Below are 13,397 nucleotides of genomic sequence, written 5' to 3' on the forward strand. Positions count from 1 at the left end.
GACAGCTACAAGGTTGGGGTCAACACGGTTGTCGCCTGCCTGCGCGAGAGTGCGAACTGCAACCCGAACGCCAGCACCCCGGTCAACGGCGCGGAGAAGCTGCTCAGCCCCGGACCGGCAAACATCAGCATCAGCCCCAGCGCCGTGCCGCCAAACCACGCCACCAAACCTGCCGGGTTGTAGGCCGAGACACGCGCAAGCGACGCCACATCACTGCGCCCATAGAGGATCTGCGCCAGCGCCACGCCGACCCAGGCCACCACAAAAATCCCTTGATAGGCCAGCGCCTTCAGCAGGTAGGCAAACACATCGGCCAGCATCAGGGCGTAGACGATCACCCCCACCGCCAGCGCCCACACCAGGTACGAACCCCGTACACCGAACCGGCCGAAAAACGCCTGCATGTTCAGCGTCGCCAGGTAGTAGTTGGCGGTGTTGATCCGGGTCTGCGTGGCCCAGACAAACAACAAGCCCCACAGCCCCATCAGTTGCAGGATTGCCATTACCACCGAGACTTCGTTCAACGCGCCCTCATGGGGAATGCTGCTGACCAGGTAAATCCCCGCCGCGCCATTGAGCAAAAAAGTCACCGCGTAGAACGGCATGCCGAAGTTCCAACGGCCGTGGTATGTCTGATCCTCGGGCTTGCCGAAGCGGGCATAGTCGAAGGTGAACAGCATCAACACCCAGACGCCCATGTACGCGACGAAGCAATCCCACCAGCCAAATGCACTGGGATTGGCCGGCCCGAAATCCAGCCACTGCGGCTGGTAACCGTAGCGACTGATGGACAAACCCACCGCCACCAGCAGACCGCCGAGATAGATCGGCAATAACACGCCATTGAGCTTGTCCAGCCAGTGCTGCACGCTCCCCAGGATCATCGGCACGCTGTACAGCACCACCAGCAAGGCGGCCAGCGGGTAGACCAGTTCCGGGTACAAGTGGTTGAGCGCCACGGCGATCACCGAACCCTCGAACACCGCGTAGTAGATCGCCGTAGAAAAGAAGATCAGCGTCGCCAGGCAGGCACCGGTGCTGCCAAACAACAACCGCGAAAACAGCGCCACGGACAGGCCGCTGCGAATCGCAAACCGACTGAGCACACTGTTGATCAGCCCGTAGCTGAGCACCGACAGGAGCATGCCGATCAGCGCATTGCGGGTGCCATAGGATAAAGCCAGCGACGCGCCGACCACGATGTAGAACATGGCGCTGCACACGGCCCACCAGGCCATGGTCAGGGACAGTCGGCCCATGCGTGCTCCAGCAGGGACCGGGTGGTTGGCCGGGTCCTGCCCGGTTTGACTCGATTGCGATAAAGCAGCCATATGCGTGAACTCCAGAACCAGTCAAAGGTTGAAGCGCGGGCAGCCGTCACCGCACCGAAGTGCGGCGTTGGCGTACCGTTTGGCATGGCCCGCGCGATGCGGCGGGCAGAATCAGGAAGGGAACAGCTTGCTCAGGCAGCTGAGTTTTTTCTTGTAGGATCGTCGTGCTTCCAGCGCCTGCTCCAGGGTCACCGCGACAAACCGCGCCTTCTGGTTGGGCTGCATCTGGCCGATCAGGTCGAGGTCAGCGCTGATCACCGTACCAATCATCGCGTAGCCACCACCGGACACCGCATCGCGGTGCAGCACGATCGGTTCGAGCCCGGCCGGAACCTGGATCGAGCCGATCGGGTAACAACTGTCGACGATGTTCGACGGATCGGAGCCGGCCCCGAACGGCTGCTCTCGGGGTTGGAAACTCAAGGCGCTGCCACCCTTGAAGCGATAGCCGATGCGGTCCGCCTCCGAGCCGACCGTCCAGGATTCAGCGAAAAAGCTGCTGGCCGCCGCTTCGCTCAGGCGCTCGTAGTACAGGCCCGGCACCACCCGCAAGCTGATTTCGCCCCCCAGCGACTGCCGCAAGGCCATGGGCAGACTGGCCCCCGCACGGCTCTTGCCACTGGCAACACCCACCGGCAACTCGTCACCGGCCACCAAGCGGCGACCCTGGAACCCGCCCAGCGCCCCCAACGCATAGGTTGAGCGACTACCCAACACCAGCGGCACATCAATGCCACCAGCCACCGCCAAGTACGCGCGGGCACCGGCCTTGGGGAAATCAAAACGCAGCACTTGGCCGGCCTTGACCGTGAACGCGGTGTCGGCATGCATTTCCACGCCATCGACCCGTGGTGTCATGTGCGCACCGCACACCGCCACCAACGCATCTTCGGCAAACTCCAGCTCCGGCCCCAGCAGCGTGCACTCCAGCGCCGCCGCCCCGGCTGGGTTGCCGACCAACTGGTTGGCGGCGCTCAAGGCGTATTGGTCGAGCGCACCGGAGGGCGGAATCCCCAGGTGGTAGTAACCTTCGCGGCCCAGGTCCTGTACCGAGGTGGCAAGACCGGGTTTGAGTACCTTGATCATGCCAGCACCTCCTGCAACGACTTGGGATAACCAACGGGGTCGGCGAGGAACGCGTCCAGGGAAAACTCCACCGGTCGAATCCGCAGGTCGAAGCGCCCCGCATCCACTTCGGCCACGGCCTGGTCATAGGCCGCGCGGTCCATGGGTTTGAACTGCACGATGTCGCCGGGGCGGAAAAACACCATGTGCTCTTTCAGGTACGCCAGGTTCTGCTGCGGATCGTAGATCGGTGCCGGCGTCACGCCAAACATCTGATAACCACCGGCGCCACGCACCGAGTAGATACAGCCGAAGCAGCCGCCGTGGCCCAGGGTCAGCTTCGGCGTGTCGGTGCGCGGCCGCAGGTACTTGGGTACCTGCAACTGGCGCTCGCGCTCGACCATCTGGAACATGAACGGCAGGCCGGCGACAAAGCCGACCATCGAGACGAACCAGGGCGCACCACTGTGGGCGGCAATGAACGCATCGACGTCCGCCAGGCCATTGATCCGCGCCGCGTACTCCAGGTCCGTGGCACTCGGGTCCTGATGCCGGTCGCGAAAACGCATCAGGGTCTCGTGGGTCCAGGGGTCGTTGTAGAGCACCGGAATCTCGATGATCCGCGTGTGCAGGGTGCGTTCGGCAATCGCTTCGGCCTCTGCGCCCTTGACCGCTTCGAGCAGGTCATGGGGCGCGATGCGGTCCGGATCGAAGCGGATCTGGAACGAGGCGTTGGCCAGGCACACATCCAGCACGCCATCCAGGGCCAGGCGCTCGACCGCACGGGTCACGGCCATGCCCTTGAAGAATGCTTCCAGGGACATGCTGTCACTGACTTCGGCGAACAGATGTTCATCGGCGCCAAAGCTGTAGCGGATCGGCTTGTTCATGCTGCACCTCCACTGCGGCGCGCGGCCAGCCAGGTTTCCAGGGTGCCGGTGTGGAAGTCGGCGTCGTGCAGCCAGGGTTGCTCCAGCAGCTCGGCATGCAGCGCCAGGGTCGTCGCCATGCCCGTCAGGCGGGTCTGGGCCACGGCAACCCGCGCCCGGGCCAACGCTTGTGCACGATCGCAACCGTGGACAATCAGCTTGGCCAGCAGCGAATCATAATACGGCGGCACCCGATAGCCTTGATACAGATGGCTGTCGACCCGCACGCCCGGACCTTGCGGCCACGACAACGCTTCGACCAGGCCTGGGCTGGGGAAGAAGTCCCGCGCCGGGTCTTCGGCATTCAGGCGCATTTGCAGGGCCGCGCCATTGAGTCGGATATCACTCTGGCGCAAGCCCAATGGCTCGCCGCCGGCGATTCGCAACATCGCCTGAACCAGGTCGATGCCGGTGATCAGCTCGCTGACCGGGTGCTCGACCTGAATCCGCGTGTTCATCTCGATGAAGAAGAACTCGCCGCTGGCGTCGTCATACAGGTACTCCAGGGTCCCGGCGCCTTGATAGCCGAGGGACTCGGTCAAGCGTACGGCGCTGGCACAGAGGGTTTCGCGCTGTTGCTGATCGAGGGCCGGCGACGGCGCTTCCTCGAAGATCTTCTGCCGCCGCCGTTGCAGCGAACACTCGCGTTCGAACAGGTGCACCGCGTGTTTACCGTCGCCCAGCACCTGCACTTCAATGTGCCGGGCACGGCTGATGAAACGCTCCAGATACACCGCGCCATTGCCAAAGGCCGCCTGGGCTTCGCGCTGGGAACGGGGGAACTCTTCACGCAGTTGCGCGGGACTCTCCGCCAGGCGAATACCCCGTCCGCCACCACCGGCCGAGGCTTTGATCAGCAGGGGGAAACCCACCAGCTCGGCTGCCGCGAGTGCGGCCTCGACGTCGAACAACTCACCAGGTGAACCCGGTACCACCGGCACGCCAGCCGCTTGTGCGGTGCGTCGCGCCTCGGCCTTGTCGCCCATACGGCGGATCGTTTGTGGGCTGGGCCCGACAAAAATTGCCCCGGCGGCCTGGACCGCTTCGGCGAAGTCGGCGTTCTCCGAGAGAAACCCATAGCCTGGGTGCACCGCGTTGGCCCCGGTGGCCTTCAAGGCGCCCAGCAGGGCCTCGACATTCAGGTAGCTTTTGTCGGCGCGGGCCGGGCCGAGCAGGTGTACTTCGTCGGCCAGACGCGCGGCCTGGGAGTCGAGGTCCGCCTCGCTACAGGCGGCTACGGTGGGAATCCCCAGTTCCTGGGCGGCGCGGATAATCCGCACGGCGATTTCGCCACGGTTGGCGACCAGCAGTTTCGTGATGCCTTGGGTCATGATCGTGCCCTCACTCGTCGTCGAGTGTTGCGACGACCTGACCCGGTTCCACCGGATCGCCGTCTTCTACCAGGAATGCGCTCAGGCGACCAGCCGTCCCGGCGGTCAGTTCGGAGAACTGCTTCATGACCTCGATCAGGCCAATCACCGTGTCGGCGCTAACCTGCGCACCGACCTCGACGAAGTTCGCCGACTCCGGCGTGGCTTTGCGATAGAAGGTCCCTGGGAGTGGGGTGATAACTGTGTGTTCGGCCATGTCTGTTCCTTTTGGAATAGTTGTAGAAAGGCAGGCAAAAAATTCATCGATGGGCAGCCCGGACGTCTGTAGCGCCCGGTACCAAACCCAGCTTCAGCGAGGGGCGCGCACCGTGATCCCGGCTGCGTCCAGCGCCTTGCGTGTCGCCTCGACCAACGCCAGGGCACCCGGCGTATCGCTGTGCAGGCAAATTGAGTCGAAGTCGATCGCCAGGTCCTGGCCCTCGACCGTGCGCACCAGGCCTTCCTGGCAGGCACGCAGCACCCGCGCGGCGACCTGGTCCGGATCGTGGGCGCGCACATTGCGGGTAAAGACAATGGAGCCGCTGAGGTCGTACTCGCGGTCGGCGTAGAACTCGCGAATCACCGGCTGGCCGAGTTCTGTCGCGACGCGCCAGATGACTGAGCCGGGCATGCAATACAGCAGCAGGTCGGGCTCCAGGCGCTGCAGGTTTTCCACCAGCAACCGAGCCGCTTCCTCGTCCCGTGCCAGGTGCATGTACAACGCGCCGTGGGGCTTGATGTGTTGCAGGGCCACGCCCTGGACTCGCGCCAGTTCGCGCAGGGCGCCGAGTTGATAGAGCATGTCGTCGACCAGCTCCTGGGCCGGTGCATTGATGTGCCGGCGACCGAAACCTACCAGGTCGCGGAACCCCGGGTGTGCGCCGATGGCCACGCCGAGGCGCTTGGCCTGTTCGACGGTGCGGCGCATGGTGCCGGGGTCGCCGGCATGGAATCCGGTGGCGATATTGGCCGAACTGATGAACCCCATCAGCTCAGTGTCGACACCATCGCCGATGGTCCATGGGCCGAAGCCTTCACCCATGTCCGAATTGAAATCTACTGCCTGCATGACACGTGCTCCTGACGCTTGTGACTTCATGCAGGCCACGTTAAATTCCGCTCACCCCCTTGGGAAGATCTATTAACAGATAGGGTATCTTCTGAAAAACAGATACCTGTTCGATCGGAGTCTCAATGTCACTGACCCTGCGCCAGGTCCGCTATTTCGTCGCCACCGCCGAGATTGGGCAGATTTCCCAAGCGGCAATTCACTTGAATATCTCGCAGTCAGCGGTGACCACCGCGATCAAGGAGTTGGAGGGCATGCTCGGCACCCTGCTGTTCCAGCGCTCGGCCCAGGGCATGAGCCTGACCGATGCCGGCCGGCATTTTCTCAACCGCGCCTACGTGATTCTGCGCAGCGTCGATGATGCCCTCAACAGCCCGCTGCCGGATGTGCGTGCCAGCGGCCGGCTGCGCCTGGCAGCCAGCTACACGGTCATCGGCTACTTCCTGCCCCACCATCTGCAACGCCTGGAACACTGGCACCCGGATGTCGCCATCGAAGTCCACGAACAGGAGCGCCAGGCCATCGAACAAGGCTTGCTGGAGGGACGTTTCGACATGGCGGTGGTGCTGACCGCGAACCTCACGCACCCCGATATCGTCTCGGAAATCCTGTTCAACTCCGAGCGACGCCTGTGGCTGCCCAGCCATCACCCGCTGTGCGAGCGCTCGGCTGTCAGCCTGGCTGATGTGGCCCAGGAGCCCTACATCCTGCTGACCGTCGACGAGGCCGAGCAGGCGGCAATGCGCTACTGGGAACACGCCCACCAGCAACCGAAAGTGCGGGTGCGCACCAGCTCCGTGGAAGCGGTGCGCAGCATGGTCGCCAATGGCAGCGGCGTGGCGATCCTTTCGGACCTGGTGCACCGCCCCTGGTCACTGGAGGGCAAGCGCATCGAGACCCTCACCATCACCGATCCAGTGACCCCCATGAGTGTGGGCCTGGCCTGGCACCGCGAGCGGGCATTTACCCCGGCGATGCAGGCGTTCCGGGATTACTTCCACGATGCGTTCCTGGCCCCGCAACAACTGTCGAGCAGACGCTGAGTTGGGACGCACTTGCAAGATCAGGTCAATCACGACACTGCCCGTGCCAGCAACATCCGCTCCCGCAGCACGTCATAAACCCAGTGGTAGACATAGGTGTACGGCAGGAAAAACAGCAGCACCCCGATGTCGAGAATCAGCGCCTGCAGCAGGCTGACGTTCAGCCACCAGGCAATCAGCGGCACACTGATTGCCACCAGGCCGCCCTCGAACAGTAAGGCATGCAACACCCGGGTCGCGGCACTGGGCACCAGCGCCAGACGCTTGAGCAAGCGGTCGAACAGTCCGTTGAACAATACGTTCCAGGCCAGGGCAATCAGGCCGATGGCAATGGTCGCGACACCCATGTCGACCAGCGGCTTGTCCATCAGCCACGCCAGCAAAGGCGTACACAGCATGACCGCCAACAGTTCAAAACCGATGGCTTGCAACACACGTTCAGTGAGGGATTTATGAGGACTCATGAGCCGGCTCCGGTGGGTGAATGTGTTGCCATCATCCGGCACAGCACCGATACTTCATAACCATTAACCATCGATCAAGGCGATAGTTCATGGCCTCACATGAAGTCCTGCTGGCATTCGTCCAGGCAGCCACCCAAGGCTCGTTTTCCGCGGCGGCGCGCAAGCTGGGCAAGAGCCAGTCGACCATCAGCGCGGCGGTGGCCAGCCTGGAAATCGACCTCGACCTGACACTGTTCGACCGCAGCAGCCGCAAGCCCGCCCTGACCTTGGCCGGGCATGTGTTGTTGCAACGCGCCGAGGACATCCTCGCCGCCACCAGCCGCCTGGAAATGAGCGCCGCGCAATTGTCCCTGGGGGTTGAACCGAAGCTCACCGTCGCGCTTTCCGACACCTACCAATCGGATCGCTTCGAAGCCGCCTTGCAGGCTTTCGAACAGCGTTATCCGGACCTCGAACTGGAATGCCTGATCGCCGAATGCGACGACTTGGTTGCCCTGGTGCAACGCGGGCGCGCGCACTTGGCCTTCGCCGAAATGCAGGAGCGCTACCCGCCGGACCTGGACAGCGCCACCGTCGATGAGCACACCGAGATCGCCCTGTTCGTCGCGCCCACACACCCGTTGGCGAGCCTGCAGAAAATCGATCGGCAAACCCTGCAACAACACCGCGAATTGCGCCTGGCGACCATCATCAATCCGTATGAGGTCCGGGCCCAGGGGCGGGTCTGGTCGGCCCCCAGTTACCTGATGCTACTGGAAATGGCCCAGGGTGGGTTCGGTTGGGCACCCCTGCCGCGCTGGCTGGTCGAGCGTTTTGGCGCCGGCACTTTGCAGGAGCTCAAGGTTCGCGGCTGGCCCCGACCGGTCTCGGTGGATGCGCTCTGGTCACGCTTGCACCCGCCGGGTCCGGCAGGCCGCTGGTTGCTGGACAGGATGCTCGAGTGACGCCCGCCTCAGGTGCGCGCCAACTCGGCCAGGCGCCGCTCGATGAAACGGCGCTCCGGCACTTGCTGGGTCAGTTCCAGCGCACGCTGATAGGCCGCCCTCGCCTCCGCAACGCGACCCAATTGCCGACAGAACTCGGCACGCGCCGAATGCGCCAGGTGGTAATCGAGCAACTCGCCACGCTGCAAAATCCCATCGACCAGGGTCAACCCCGCCAAGGGCCCGTCACGCCGGGATAGCGCGGCGGCCCGATTGAGTTCAATCACCGGCGAAGGCAGCGCCTGCAGCAAGACGTCGTACAAACCGACGATCTGCGCCCAATCCGTGTCCCCGGCGGTGGGTGCCTCGGCATGCACCGCCGAGATCGCCGCCTGCAGGCAATACGGGCCGATTTCCCCCCGGCCCAGCGCATGCTCGATCAAGGCACAGCCCTCGGCGATCATCTGCGCGTCCCACAGCGAACGGTCCTGTTCATCGAGCACGATCAACTCTCCGCTGGCCGAAGTGCGCGCCGGGCGCCGCGACTCGTTGAGTAGCATCAGGGCCAGCAACCCCATCACCTCCGGCTCCGGCAGCAACTCCAGGAGCAGGCGCCCCAGGCGAATCGCCTCGCGTGTCAGGTCTTCGCGGGTCAGCTCACTGCCCACCGAGGCCGAATACCCTTCGTTGAACACCAGGTAAATCACTCGCAGAACGCTGTCCAGGCGCTCGGGCAACTCAGCCAGGGACGGCACTTGATAGGGGATCCTGGCGTCGCGAATCTTCGCCTTGGCCCGCACGATTCGCTGGGCAATGGTGGCCGGCGCGGCGAGAAAGGCGCGGGCAATTTCTTCGGTGGTCAGGTCGCAGACTTCACGCAGCGTCAGCGGCACTTGCGCATCGGCGGCCAGTGCCGGGTGACAACAGGTGAAGATCAAGCGCAAGCGATCGTCTTGCACGTCCTCGACACTCCATTGCGCCTCCTCGAGCTCTTCGAGTTGCGCCACCAATTGTGCCTGGGACGCGGCAAACCGGGCCCGTCGACGCAGGCCATCGATGGCCTTGAAGCGCCCGGTGGACACCAGCCAGGCCCGCGGATTGTCCGGCACCCCGTCCCGCTGCCAGCGTTCGACCGCGACGAAGAAGGCTTCCTGCAGGGCCTCTTCGGCCAGGTCGAAATCCCCCAGCAAACGAATCAGGGTGGCGAGGATACGCCGCGAGTCGTTGCGGTAGACCGTCTCGACCAGCGCCTTGACCGCCTCGTCCGGCATCAGTCCGGCATGCCGCTGGTCACCAGGGCCTCCAGCCGGTCGAGGCTCTGGCCCCAACCGTCATGAAAACCCATGCCCTCGTGGGCCTGCCGATCGGCCTCGCTCCAGTGCATGGCGCGTGCGGTGTAGAGGGTCTTGCCGTCGACGTCGTCAAAGGTCACTTCAGCGGTCATGAACGGTTTGCCCGAAGGAATCCAGCCAGGTGCATAGGCATCGGTGAACACCAGCCGCTGCGGCGCATGAATCTCCAGGAACACCCCGCTGGTGGGGTACTCGCTGCCATCGGGTGCGCGCATCAGGGTGCGAAACCGGCCGCCGACCCACAGGTCCATTTCGCACTCCGGCGTGGTCATGCCGTGCGGCCCCCACCATTGGGCGAGCCACTGCGGCTCCGTCCAGGCACGGAACACCTTGCTGCGCGGCGCATCGATCAGGCGGCTGATGGACAACTCGAAGGCTGCTGGCTGGGCGCCAGCGTGAGGGATGCTCATACATAGACTCCTGCTTGATTATTGTTCTTAGGGGGGTGATCAGGGATTCAGCTGGCGTACCGGACGCACTTCCACGCTGCCGACCCGGGCCGCCGGAATCTTCCCGGCCACCTGGATCGCCTCATTGAGGTCCTTGGCCTCGATCAGGTAGAAACCGGCCAATTGCTCCTTGGTTTCGGCGAACGGACCGTCGGTGATCGACAGCTTGCCGCCCCGCAGGCGCACCGTGGTGGCGCTTTGCACTGGCTGCAAGGCCTCGGCGGCGAGCATCCGCCCACTGCCCTGGACCGACTCGGCATACGCCATACACTCAGCGTCTTCGGGGCTGTCAGGTGAACTGTGCAGCACACGCTCGTCGCTGTAGACCAGGCATAGATATTTCATCAGGCTCTCCCACATCAGGCTGATCAACTATGGCTGCAGATTGCAGGTTGGGTAAAAAACCCGACGATCAGGGCTGCAGTTCGAACAACGCCGCGCCACTGGCCATGTCGAAGGGCGCCGACCAATGCTCGTGGACGATTCGCCATTGCCCGCCGATCCGCTGATAGCCGGCGGTGGCACGCATCCAACTGCCCTTGACCTGACCCTGCTCATCCGCCCCGCCGCAGTGCACCAGCCAGTGGGCGAAAGCCAGGTCCTGGCCTTGCGCCACCTGCAGTTGTGCGAACTCGAACAGGTGCGGTCCCGGGCAATAGTTCAGGCACTCTTCCCAGTGTGCGCGGTAAGCCGCCTTGCCCTTGAATTGCAGGGCCTTGACCGCATCGAACGAGACGATGTCGTCGGCATAAAAGCCCATCAGCGCCTCAAGGTCCTTGGCGACTATCGCTTGTCGGTAGCGTTCGATCAGGGTCTGGATCTCAGTGCTTTCGGTTAACGCATTCATGACGCAACTCCGAGTGTTTACTGTGAAGACACTCATAGTCGACTGGTGCAAAGGCAAATCGACAGGCCAAAAAAAATAATTGCGACTGCGCCAAACTGGCTAAAATCCGAGCCTCAGTTTTTCGCCGCAGGGATCCCGCCAATGGCCACGCACCTCGTGCCCTACCAACAGCTTTCGGCGCTGCAACGCCAACAGGTGGAATGCATCGAGATCGATCCGTTGCAGAAGTCATTCGCCGGCGATATCCATGGCGCGCTGCACTCGCTGAGCGCAGCCGCAGGCGATGCCATCCGCGGTTTTGCGCTGGTCGCCGACGACATCCCCGTGGCCTTCCTGCTGCTCAAGCGCCCGCCTTTCCTGCCGGCCTGGGCCAGCCAGGACACCGCCACCCTGCATGCCTTGCAGGTCGACCGTCGCTGCCAGGGCCAGGGCTACGGCAAGGCCTGTCTACAAGCCCTGCCCGAGGTTGCGCGGCAGGCCTGGCCCGAGATCAATGGCCTGGAATTGTCCGTGGATACCCACAATGAGGCGGCGCTGGGGCTTTATCTCAAGCAGGGCTGGATCGACAGCGGGGACGCCTACAAAGGCCGGATCGGCTATGAGCGGCGCATGGCCCTGGCCTTCTGAATCAACCACACGTGCTGTGCGTCACTGATGCGGACGCCAGTCCCTACAGGTCCAGCGCCATCTCGTGCCAGGCCAACCCGCCATGCTCCGAGGCGGACTCCTTGAGGTAGGCAAAACCGAACCCGGCATACAGGCCAACGTGCTGCTCGCGGCACATCAGGTTGATGCGGATCTTGCCCAGCTCGCGCATGTGCGCGATAAACGCGCTCATCAACTGCTTGGCCAGGCCCAGCCCCTGGAAGTCCGGGTGCACCACCACCGACATGATCACCACCTGCGGACCGTCGGGGTCATGGCCGATCATTTCCTTGAAGGCTTCGTCGGCCATTTCCACCTGGTAGGCGGCGCCGGAGTTGATGAAGCCTGCGACGACACCCTCGACCTCGGCCACGATAAAACCCTGTGGCCAGGTCTCGATGCGGGTGGCGATTTTCTCCCGGGTGGCCGCTTCATCGCCCTCGTAGGCCTCGGTTTCGATGGCGAAACAGCGGTCCAGATCAGCCGGCGTGACCTGGCGAATGACAGTCGTGGGAGCGTTCATGGCGGGGGTCCAGTCAGCGAAAAAAGGGGGCGCAAGCATAATTCAATCCGCCGCGCATATCGATCCTGCGCCCCGTTCTCGCGTGGCTCAAGCGGCTTTGAGGGGTACCCAGATCTCCAGCACGCCCTGCCCGGTTTGCGGGTTGAAGTCGGCGCTGTAACGCTCGAACTCGGGTGCATCCGCGGCCTCGCGGCCTGAGGCCGGCAGCCAGCTTTTCCAGATGTACTCAAAGGTTTGCGCCAGACTGTCGAGGCCACCTTGATGGGTGAACACTGCATACTGCTGGGGCTGGATTTCCACCCAGCGATAGGACTCGGGCAGGTCGTCGAGCTTGCTGATTTCGACCCCGGCGACGTACTCGAAACCACCCTTGCCATCCGGGTTGCAACACACGCCGTAGGTCAAGTCGCCCGTTTGCCCCGGCACCTTGCCGATGTGCGGAATAAAACGCTCCCAGAGCTTGGGAATGCCCTCGGTGGCGTCCACGGCAAATCGTCCGCCCAGTCCGGCGATCAGCATAAAATGCCCCGTTTCGAAGCGCGGCTGTGCCGCTACCTGCTGTTTTGGCTGATCCACGAATCACCTCCTGCCACTGAAAATTGGGTTCGGCTGGGAGTATAGAAGCGAAACCGGATTCCCCCAGTCAAAGCCCAGGAAGTTCTGCCACGCCAGCCGCGCCGATAAACTCATGGTAACCCGATAGGATCACGTAGACCGCGAAATAGCAGAAGATCGCTGCAGATGCCAGGTAGCTATAGCGCAGCAGTTTATCGCCCAGCAACTTGCCGCCCTGGGTCGCAGCCAGGCACAAGGCCAGGCACCAGAGAATTCCGGCGCAAAAGAACCCGGCCAGGAACAACCCGGCACTGGCCAGGCTGCTGCCGCCTGCGCGGGCAATCAGGGTCCCGCCCACCGCGGCGAACCAGAGAATGGCGCTGGGTGAGGACATCGCCAGGAAAATCCCGCGAAAGAACTCCCGACGATGGGAGCCGCCACTGACCTCTGCCGTCTGCGCCAGGGCGGCGCTGTGGTGGATCGCCGAGTAGATCATCTTCGCCGCGAAGTACAGCAACAGCAGCGAACCGCCGACCCACAACACCCAGCGCACCGCCGAGTACTGCAGCAGAACGGTCATGCCGGCCAGCGCCAGCACCGCGTAGACCAGGTCGCCGACACAGGTGCCCAGGCCCAGGGCAAACCCTTGGAAATAGCCGCGCTGCATGGCCAGGGTGATCATTGCAATGTTGGCCACGCCGATATCCAGGCACAGCGAAAGGCTCAGTAAAAAGCCGCTGGAAAACTCCATTTTTTTATCCTGTTGCTGTCAGTGCCGGGGAAAAAAGTTGCTGGGTGCCTCTGGACAAGCGGCCATCGGCGCCCTTATCGT

General features: G+C 63.4%; 17 protein-coding genes. 3 read left to right on the forward strand and 14 right to left on the reverse strand.

Annotated features, from left to right (window positions below; all coding sequences use genetic code 11):
* Positions 1–5 precede the first annotated feature (5 nt).
* The 6 genes from ACIOVD_RS18425 to ACIOVD_RS18450 form a co-directional block, all read right to left on the reverse strand.
* Positions 6–1,259 (reverse strand): purine-cytosine permease family protein, encoded by a 1,254-nt coding sequence (locus tag ACIOVD_RS18425; RefSeq protein ID WP_401129503.1) that lies wholly within the window; start codon positions 1,257–1,259, stop codon positions 6–8.
* Positions 1,260–1,442: 183 nt separating this feature from the next.
* The gene (locus ACIOVD_RS18430) at positions 1,443–2,417 is read right to left on the reverse strand and encodes a biotin-dependent carboxyltransferase family protein (protein ID WP_401129505.1); all 975 of its coding nucleotides are present in this window, start codon (positions 2,415–2,417) and stop codon (positions 1,443–1,445) included.
* Entirely contained in the window at positions 2,414–3,286 is an 873-nt protein-coding gene (locus tag ACIOVD_RS18435; RefSeq protein ID WP_095169784.1) for an allophanate hydrolase subunit 1, read from the reverse strand. Before ACIOVD_RS18435 ends, ACIOVD_RS18430 begins: the two co-directional genes overlap by 4 nt.
* Positions 3,283–4,656, reverse strand: a complete 1,374-nt coding sequence (locus ACIOVD_RS18440) for an acetyl-CoA carboxylase biotin carboxylase subunit (protein WP_401129507.1) — start codon at positions 4,654–4,656, stop codon at positions 3,283–3,285. Before ACIOVD_RS18440 ends, ACIOVD_RS18435 begins: the two co-directional genes overlap by 4 nt.
* A gap of 10 nt (positions 4,657–4,666) precedes the next feature.
* Positions 4,667–4,912 (reverse strand): acetyl-CoA carboxylase, encoded by a 246-nt coding sequence (locus tag ACIOVD_RS18445; RefSeq protein ID WP_095079351.1) that lies wholly within the window; start codon positions 4,910–4,912, stop codon positions 4,667–4,669.
* Positions 4,913–5,005: 93 nt separating this feature from the next.
* Positions 5,006–5,764, reverse strand: a complete 759-nt coding sequence (locus tag ACIOVD_RS18450; protein WP_095169787.1) for a 5-oxoprolinase subunit PxpA — start codon at positions 5,762–5,764, stop codon at positions 5,006–5,008.
* Positions 5,765–5,889: 125 nt separating this feature from the next.
* On the opposite strand from ACIOVD_RS18450, the gene ACIOVD_RS18455 reads away from it, so the two are divergent.
* Entirely contained in the window at positions 5,890–6,807 is a 918-nt protein-coding gene (locus ACIOVD_RS18455; RefSeq protein WP_401129510.1) for a LysR family transcriptional regulator, read from the forward strand.
* Positions 6,808–6,836: 29 nt separating this feature from the next.
* On the opposite strand, the gene ACIOVD_RS18460 is transcribed toward ACIOVD_RS18455, so the two are convergent.
* Positions 6,837–7,271, reverse strand: coding sequence for a multidrug/biocide efflux PACE transporter (locus ACIOVD_RS18460; protein ID WP_095169789.1), 435 nt, complete (start codon positions 7,269–7,271; stop codon positions 6,837–6,839).
* An 89-nt stretch (positions 7,272–7,360) separates the two neighbouring features.
* Here ACIOVD_RS18460 and ACIOVD_RS18465 point away from each other — a divergent pair, with 89 nt between their 5' ends.
* Positions 7,361–8,215: a LysR family transcriptional regulator gene (locus tag ACIOVD_RS18465; protein ID WP_401129512.1), complete on the forward strand. Its 855-nt coding sequence runs from the start codon at positions 7,361–7,363 to the stop codon at positions 8,213–8,215.
* Positions 8,216–8,223: 8 nt separating this feature from the next.
* On the opposite strand, the gene ACIOVD_RS18470 is transcribed toward ACIOVD_RS18465, so the two are convergent.
* From ACIOVD_RS18470 to ACIOVD_RS18485, 4 genes are all read right to left on the reverse strand, one after another.
* Positions 8,224–9,465, reverse strand: coding sequence for an RNA polymerase sigma factor (locus ACIOVD_RS18470; protein ID WP_401129514.1), 1,242 nt, complete (start codon positions 9,463–9,465; stop codon positions 8,224–8,226).
* On the reverse strand, positions 9,465–9,956 hold the full coding sequence (locus ACIOVD_RS18475) for an SRPBCC family protein (RefSeq protein ID WP_095169792.1): 492 nt from the start codon (positions 9,954–9,956) through the stop codon (positions 9,465–9,467). The genes ACIOVD_RS18470 and ACIOVD_RS18475 overlap by 1 nt, the downstream gene beginning before the upstream one ends.
* 39 nt (positions 9,957–9,995) lie before the next feature.
* The gene (locus ACIOVD_RS18480) at positions 9,996–10,340 is read right to left on the reverse strand and encodes a YciI family protein (RefSeq protein ID WP_159997554.1); all 345 of its coding nucleotides are present in this window, start codon (positions 10,338–10,340) and stop codon (positions 9,996–9,998) included.
* A gap of 67 nt (positions 10,341–10,407) precedes the next feature.
* A complete protein-coding gene (locus ACIOVD_RS18485) occupies positions 10,408–10,842 on the reverse strand; it encodes a YybH family protein (protein WP_401129517.1) in 435 nt (144 codons plus the stop codon).
* Positions 10,843–10,983: 141 nt separating this feature from the next.
* On the opposite strand from ACIOVD_RS18485, the gene ACIOVD_RS18490 reads away from it, so the two are divergent.
* Positions 10,984–11,469: an N-acetyltransferase gene (locus ACIOVD_RS18490; RefSeq protein ID WP_095169794.1), complete on the forward strand. Its 486-nt coding sequence runs from the start codon at positions 10,984–10,986 to the stop codon at positions 11,467–11,469.
* A 43-nt stretch (positions 11,470–11,512) separates the two neighbouring features.
* Here ACIOVD_RS18490 and ACIOVD_RS18495 read toward each other — a convergent pair whose 3' ends face one another.
* From ACIOVD_RS18495 to ACIOVD_RS18505, 3 genes are all read right to left on the reverse strand, one after another.
* Positions 11,513–12,010, reverse strand: a complete 498-nt coding sequence (locus tag ACIOVD_RS18495) for a GNAT family N-acetyltransferase (RefSeq protein WP_095169795.1) — start codon at positions 12,008–12,010, stop codon at positions 11,513–11,515.
* 87 nt (positions 12,011–12,097) lie between these two features.
* A complete protein-coding gene (locus ACIOVD_RS18500) occupies positions 12,098–12,586 on the reverse strand; it encodes a GyrI-like domain-containing protein (RefSeq protein ID WP_401129520.1) in 489 nt (162 codons plus the stop codon).
* Positions 12,587–12,653: 67 nt separating this feature from the next.
* Positions 12,654–13,316, reverse strand: a complete 663-nt coding sequence (locus ACIOVD_RS18505) for a LysE family translocator (RefSeq protein WP_401129522.1) — start codon at positions 13,314–13,316, stop codon at positions 12,654–12,656.
* Positions 13,317–13,397 lie beyond the last annotated feature (81 nt).

The organism is Pseudomonas sp. NPDC087626 (assembly GCF_044743405.1).
GTDB lineage: Bacteria > Pseudomonadota > Gammaproteobacteria > Pseudomonadales > Pseudomonadaceae > Aquipseudomonas.

Excerpts from the sequence above, each read along its gene's own strand:
- ACIOVD_RS18425 (WP_401129503.1), bottom strand. The coding sequence starts at position 1,259 with ATGGGCCGACTGTCCCTGACCATGGCCTGGTGGGCCGTGTGCAGCGCC.
- ACIOVD_RS18430 (WP_401129505.1), bottom strand. The coding sequence starts at position 2,417 with ATGATCAAGGTACTCAAACCCGGTCTTGCCACCTCGGTACAGGACCTG.
- ACIOVD_RS18435 (WP_095169784.1), bottom strand. The coding sequence starts at position 3,286 with ATGAACAAGCCGATCCGCTACAGCTTTGGCGCCGATGAACATCTGTTC.
- ACIOVD_RS18440 (WP_401129507.1), bottom strand. The coding sequence starts at position 4,656 with ATGACCCAAGGCATCACGAAACTGCTGGTCGCCAACCGTGGCGAAATC.
- ACIOVD_RS18445 (WP_095079351.1), bottom strand. The coding sequence starts at position 4,912 with ATGGCCGAACACACAGTTATCACCCCACTCCCAGGGACCTTCTATCGC.
- ACIOVD_RS18450 (WP_095169787.1), bottom strand. The coding sequence starts at position 5,764 with ATGCAGGCAGTAGATTTCAATTCGGACATGGGTGAAGGCTTCGGCCCA.
- ACIOVD_RS18455 (WP_401129510.1), top strand. The coding sequence starts at position 5,890 with ATGTCACTGACCCTGCGCCAGGTCCGCTATTTCGTCGCCACCGCCGAG.
- ACIOVD_RS18460 (WP_095169789.1), bottom strand. The coding sequence starts at position 7,271 with ATGAGTCCTCATAAATCCCTCACTGAACGTGTGTTGCAAGCCATCGGT.
- ACIOVD_RS18465 (WP_401129512.1), top strand. The coding sequence starts at position 7,361 with ATGGCCTCACATGAAGTCCTGCTGGCATTCGTCCAGGCAGCCACCCAA.
- ACIOVD_RS18470 (WP_401129514.1), bottom strand. The coding sequence starts at position 9,465 with ATGCCGGACGAGGCGGTCAAGGCGCTGGTCGAGACGGTCTACCGCAAC.
- ACIOVD_RS18475 (WP_095169792.1), bottom strand. The coding sequence starts at position 9,956 with ATGAGCATCCCTCACGCTGGCGCCCAGCCAGCAGCCTTCGAGTTGTCC.
- ACIOVD_RS18480 (WP_159997554.1), bottom strand. The coding sequence starts at position 10,340 with ATGAAATATCTATGCCTGGTCTACAGCGACGAGCGTGTGCTGCACAGT.
- ACIOVD_RS18485 (WP_401129517.1), bottom strand. The coding sequence starts at position 10,842 with ATGAATGCGTTAACCGAAAGCACTGAGATCCAGACCCTGATCGAACGC.
- ACIOVD_RS18490 (WP_095169794.1), top strand. The coding sequence starts at position 10,984 with ATGGCCACGCACCTCGTGCCCTACCAACAGCTTTCGGCGCTGCAACGC.
- ACIOVD_RS18495 (WP_095169795.1), bottom strand. The coding sequence starts at position 12,010 with ATGAACGCTCCCACGACTGTCATTCGCCAGGTCACGCCGGCTGATCTG.
- ACIOVD_RS18505 (WP_401129522.1), bottom strand. The coding sequence starts at position 13,316 with ATGGAGTTTTCCAGCGGCTTTTTACTGAGCCTTTCGCTGTGCCTGGAT.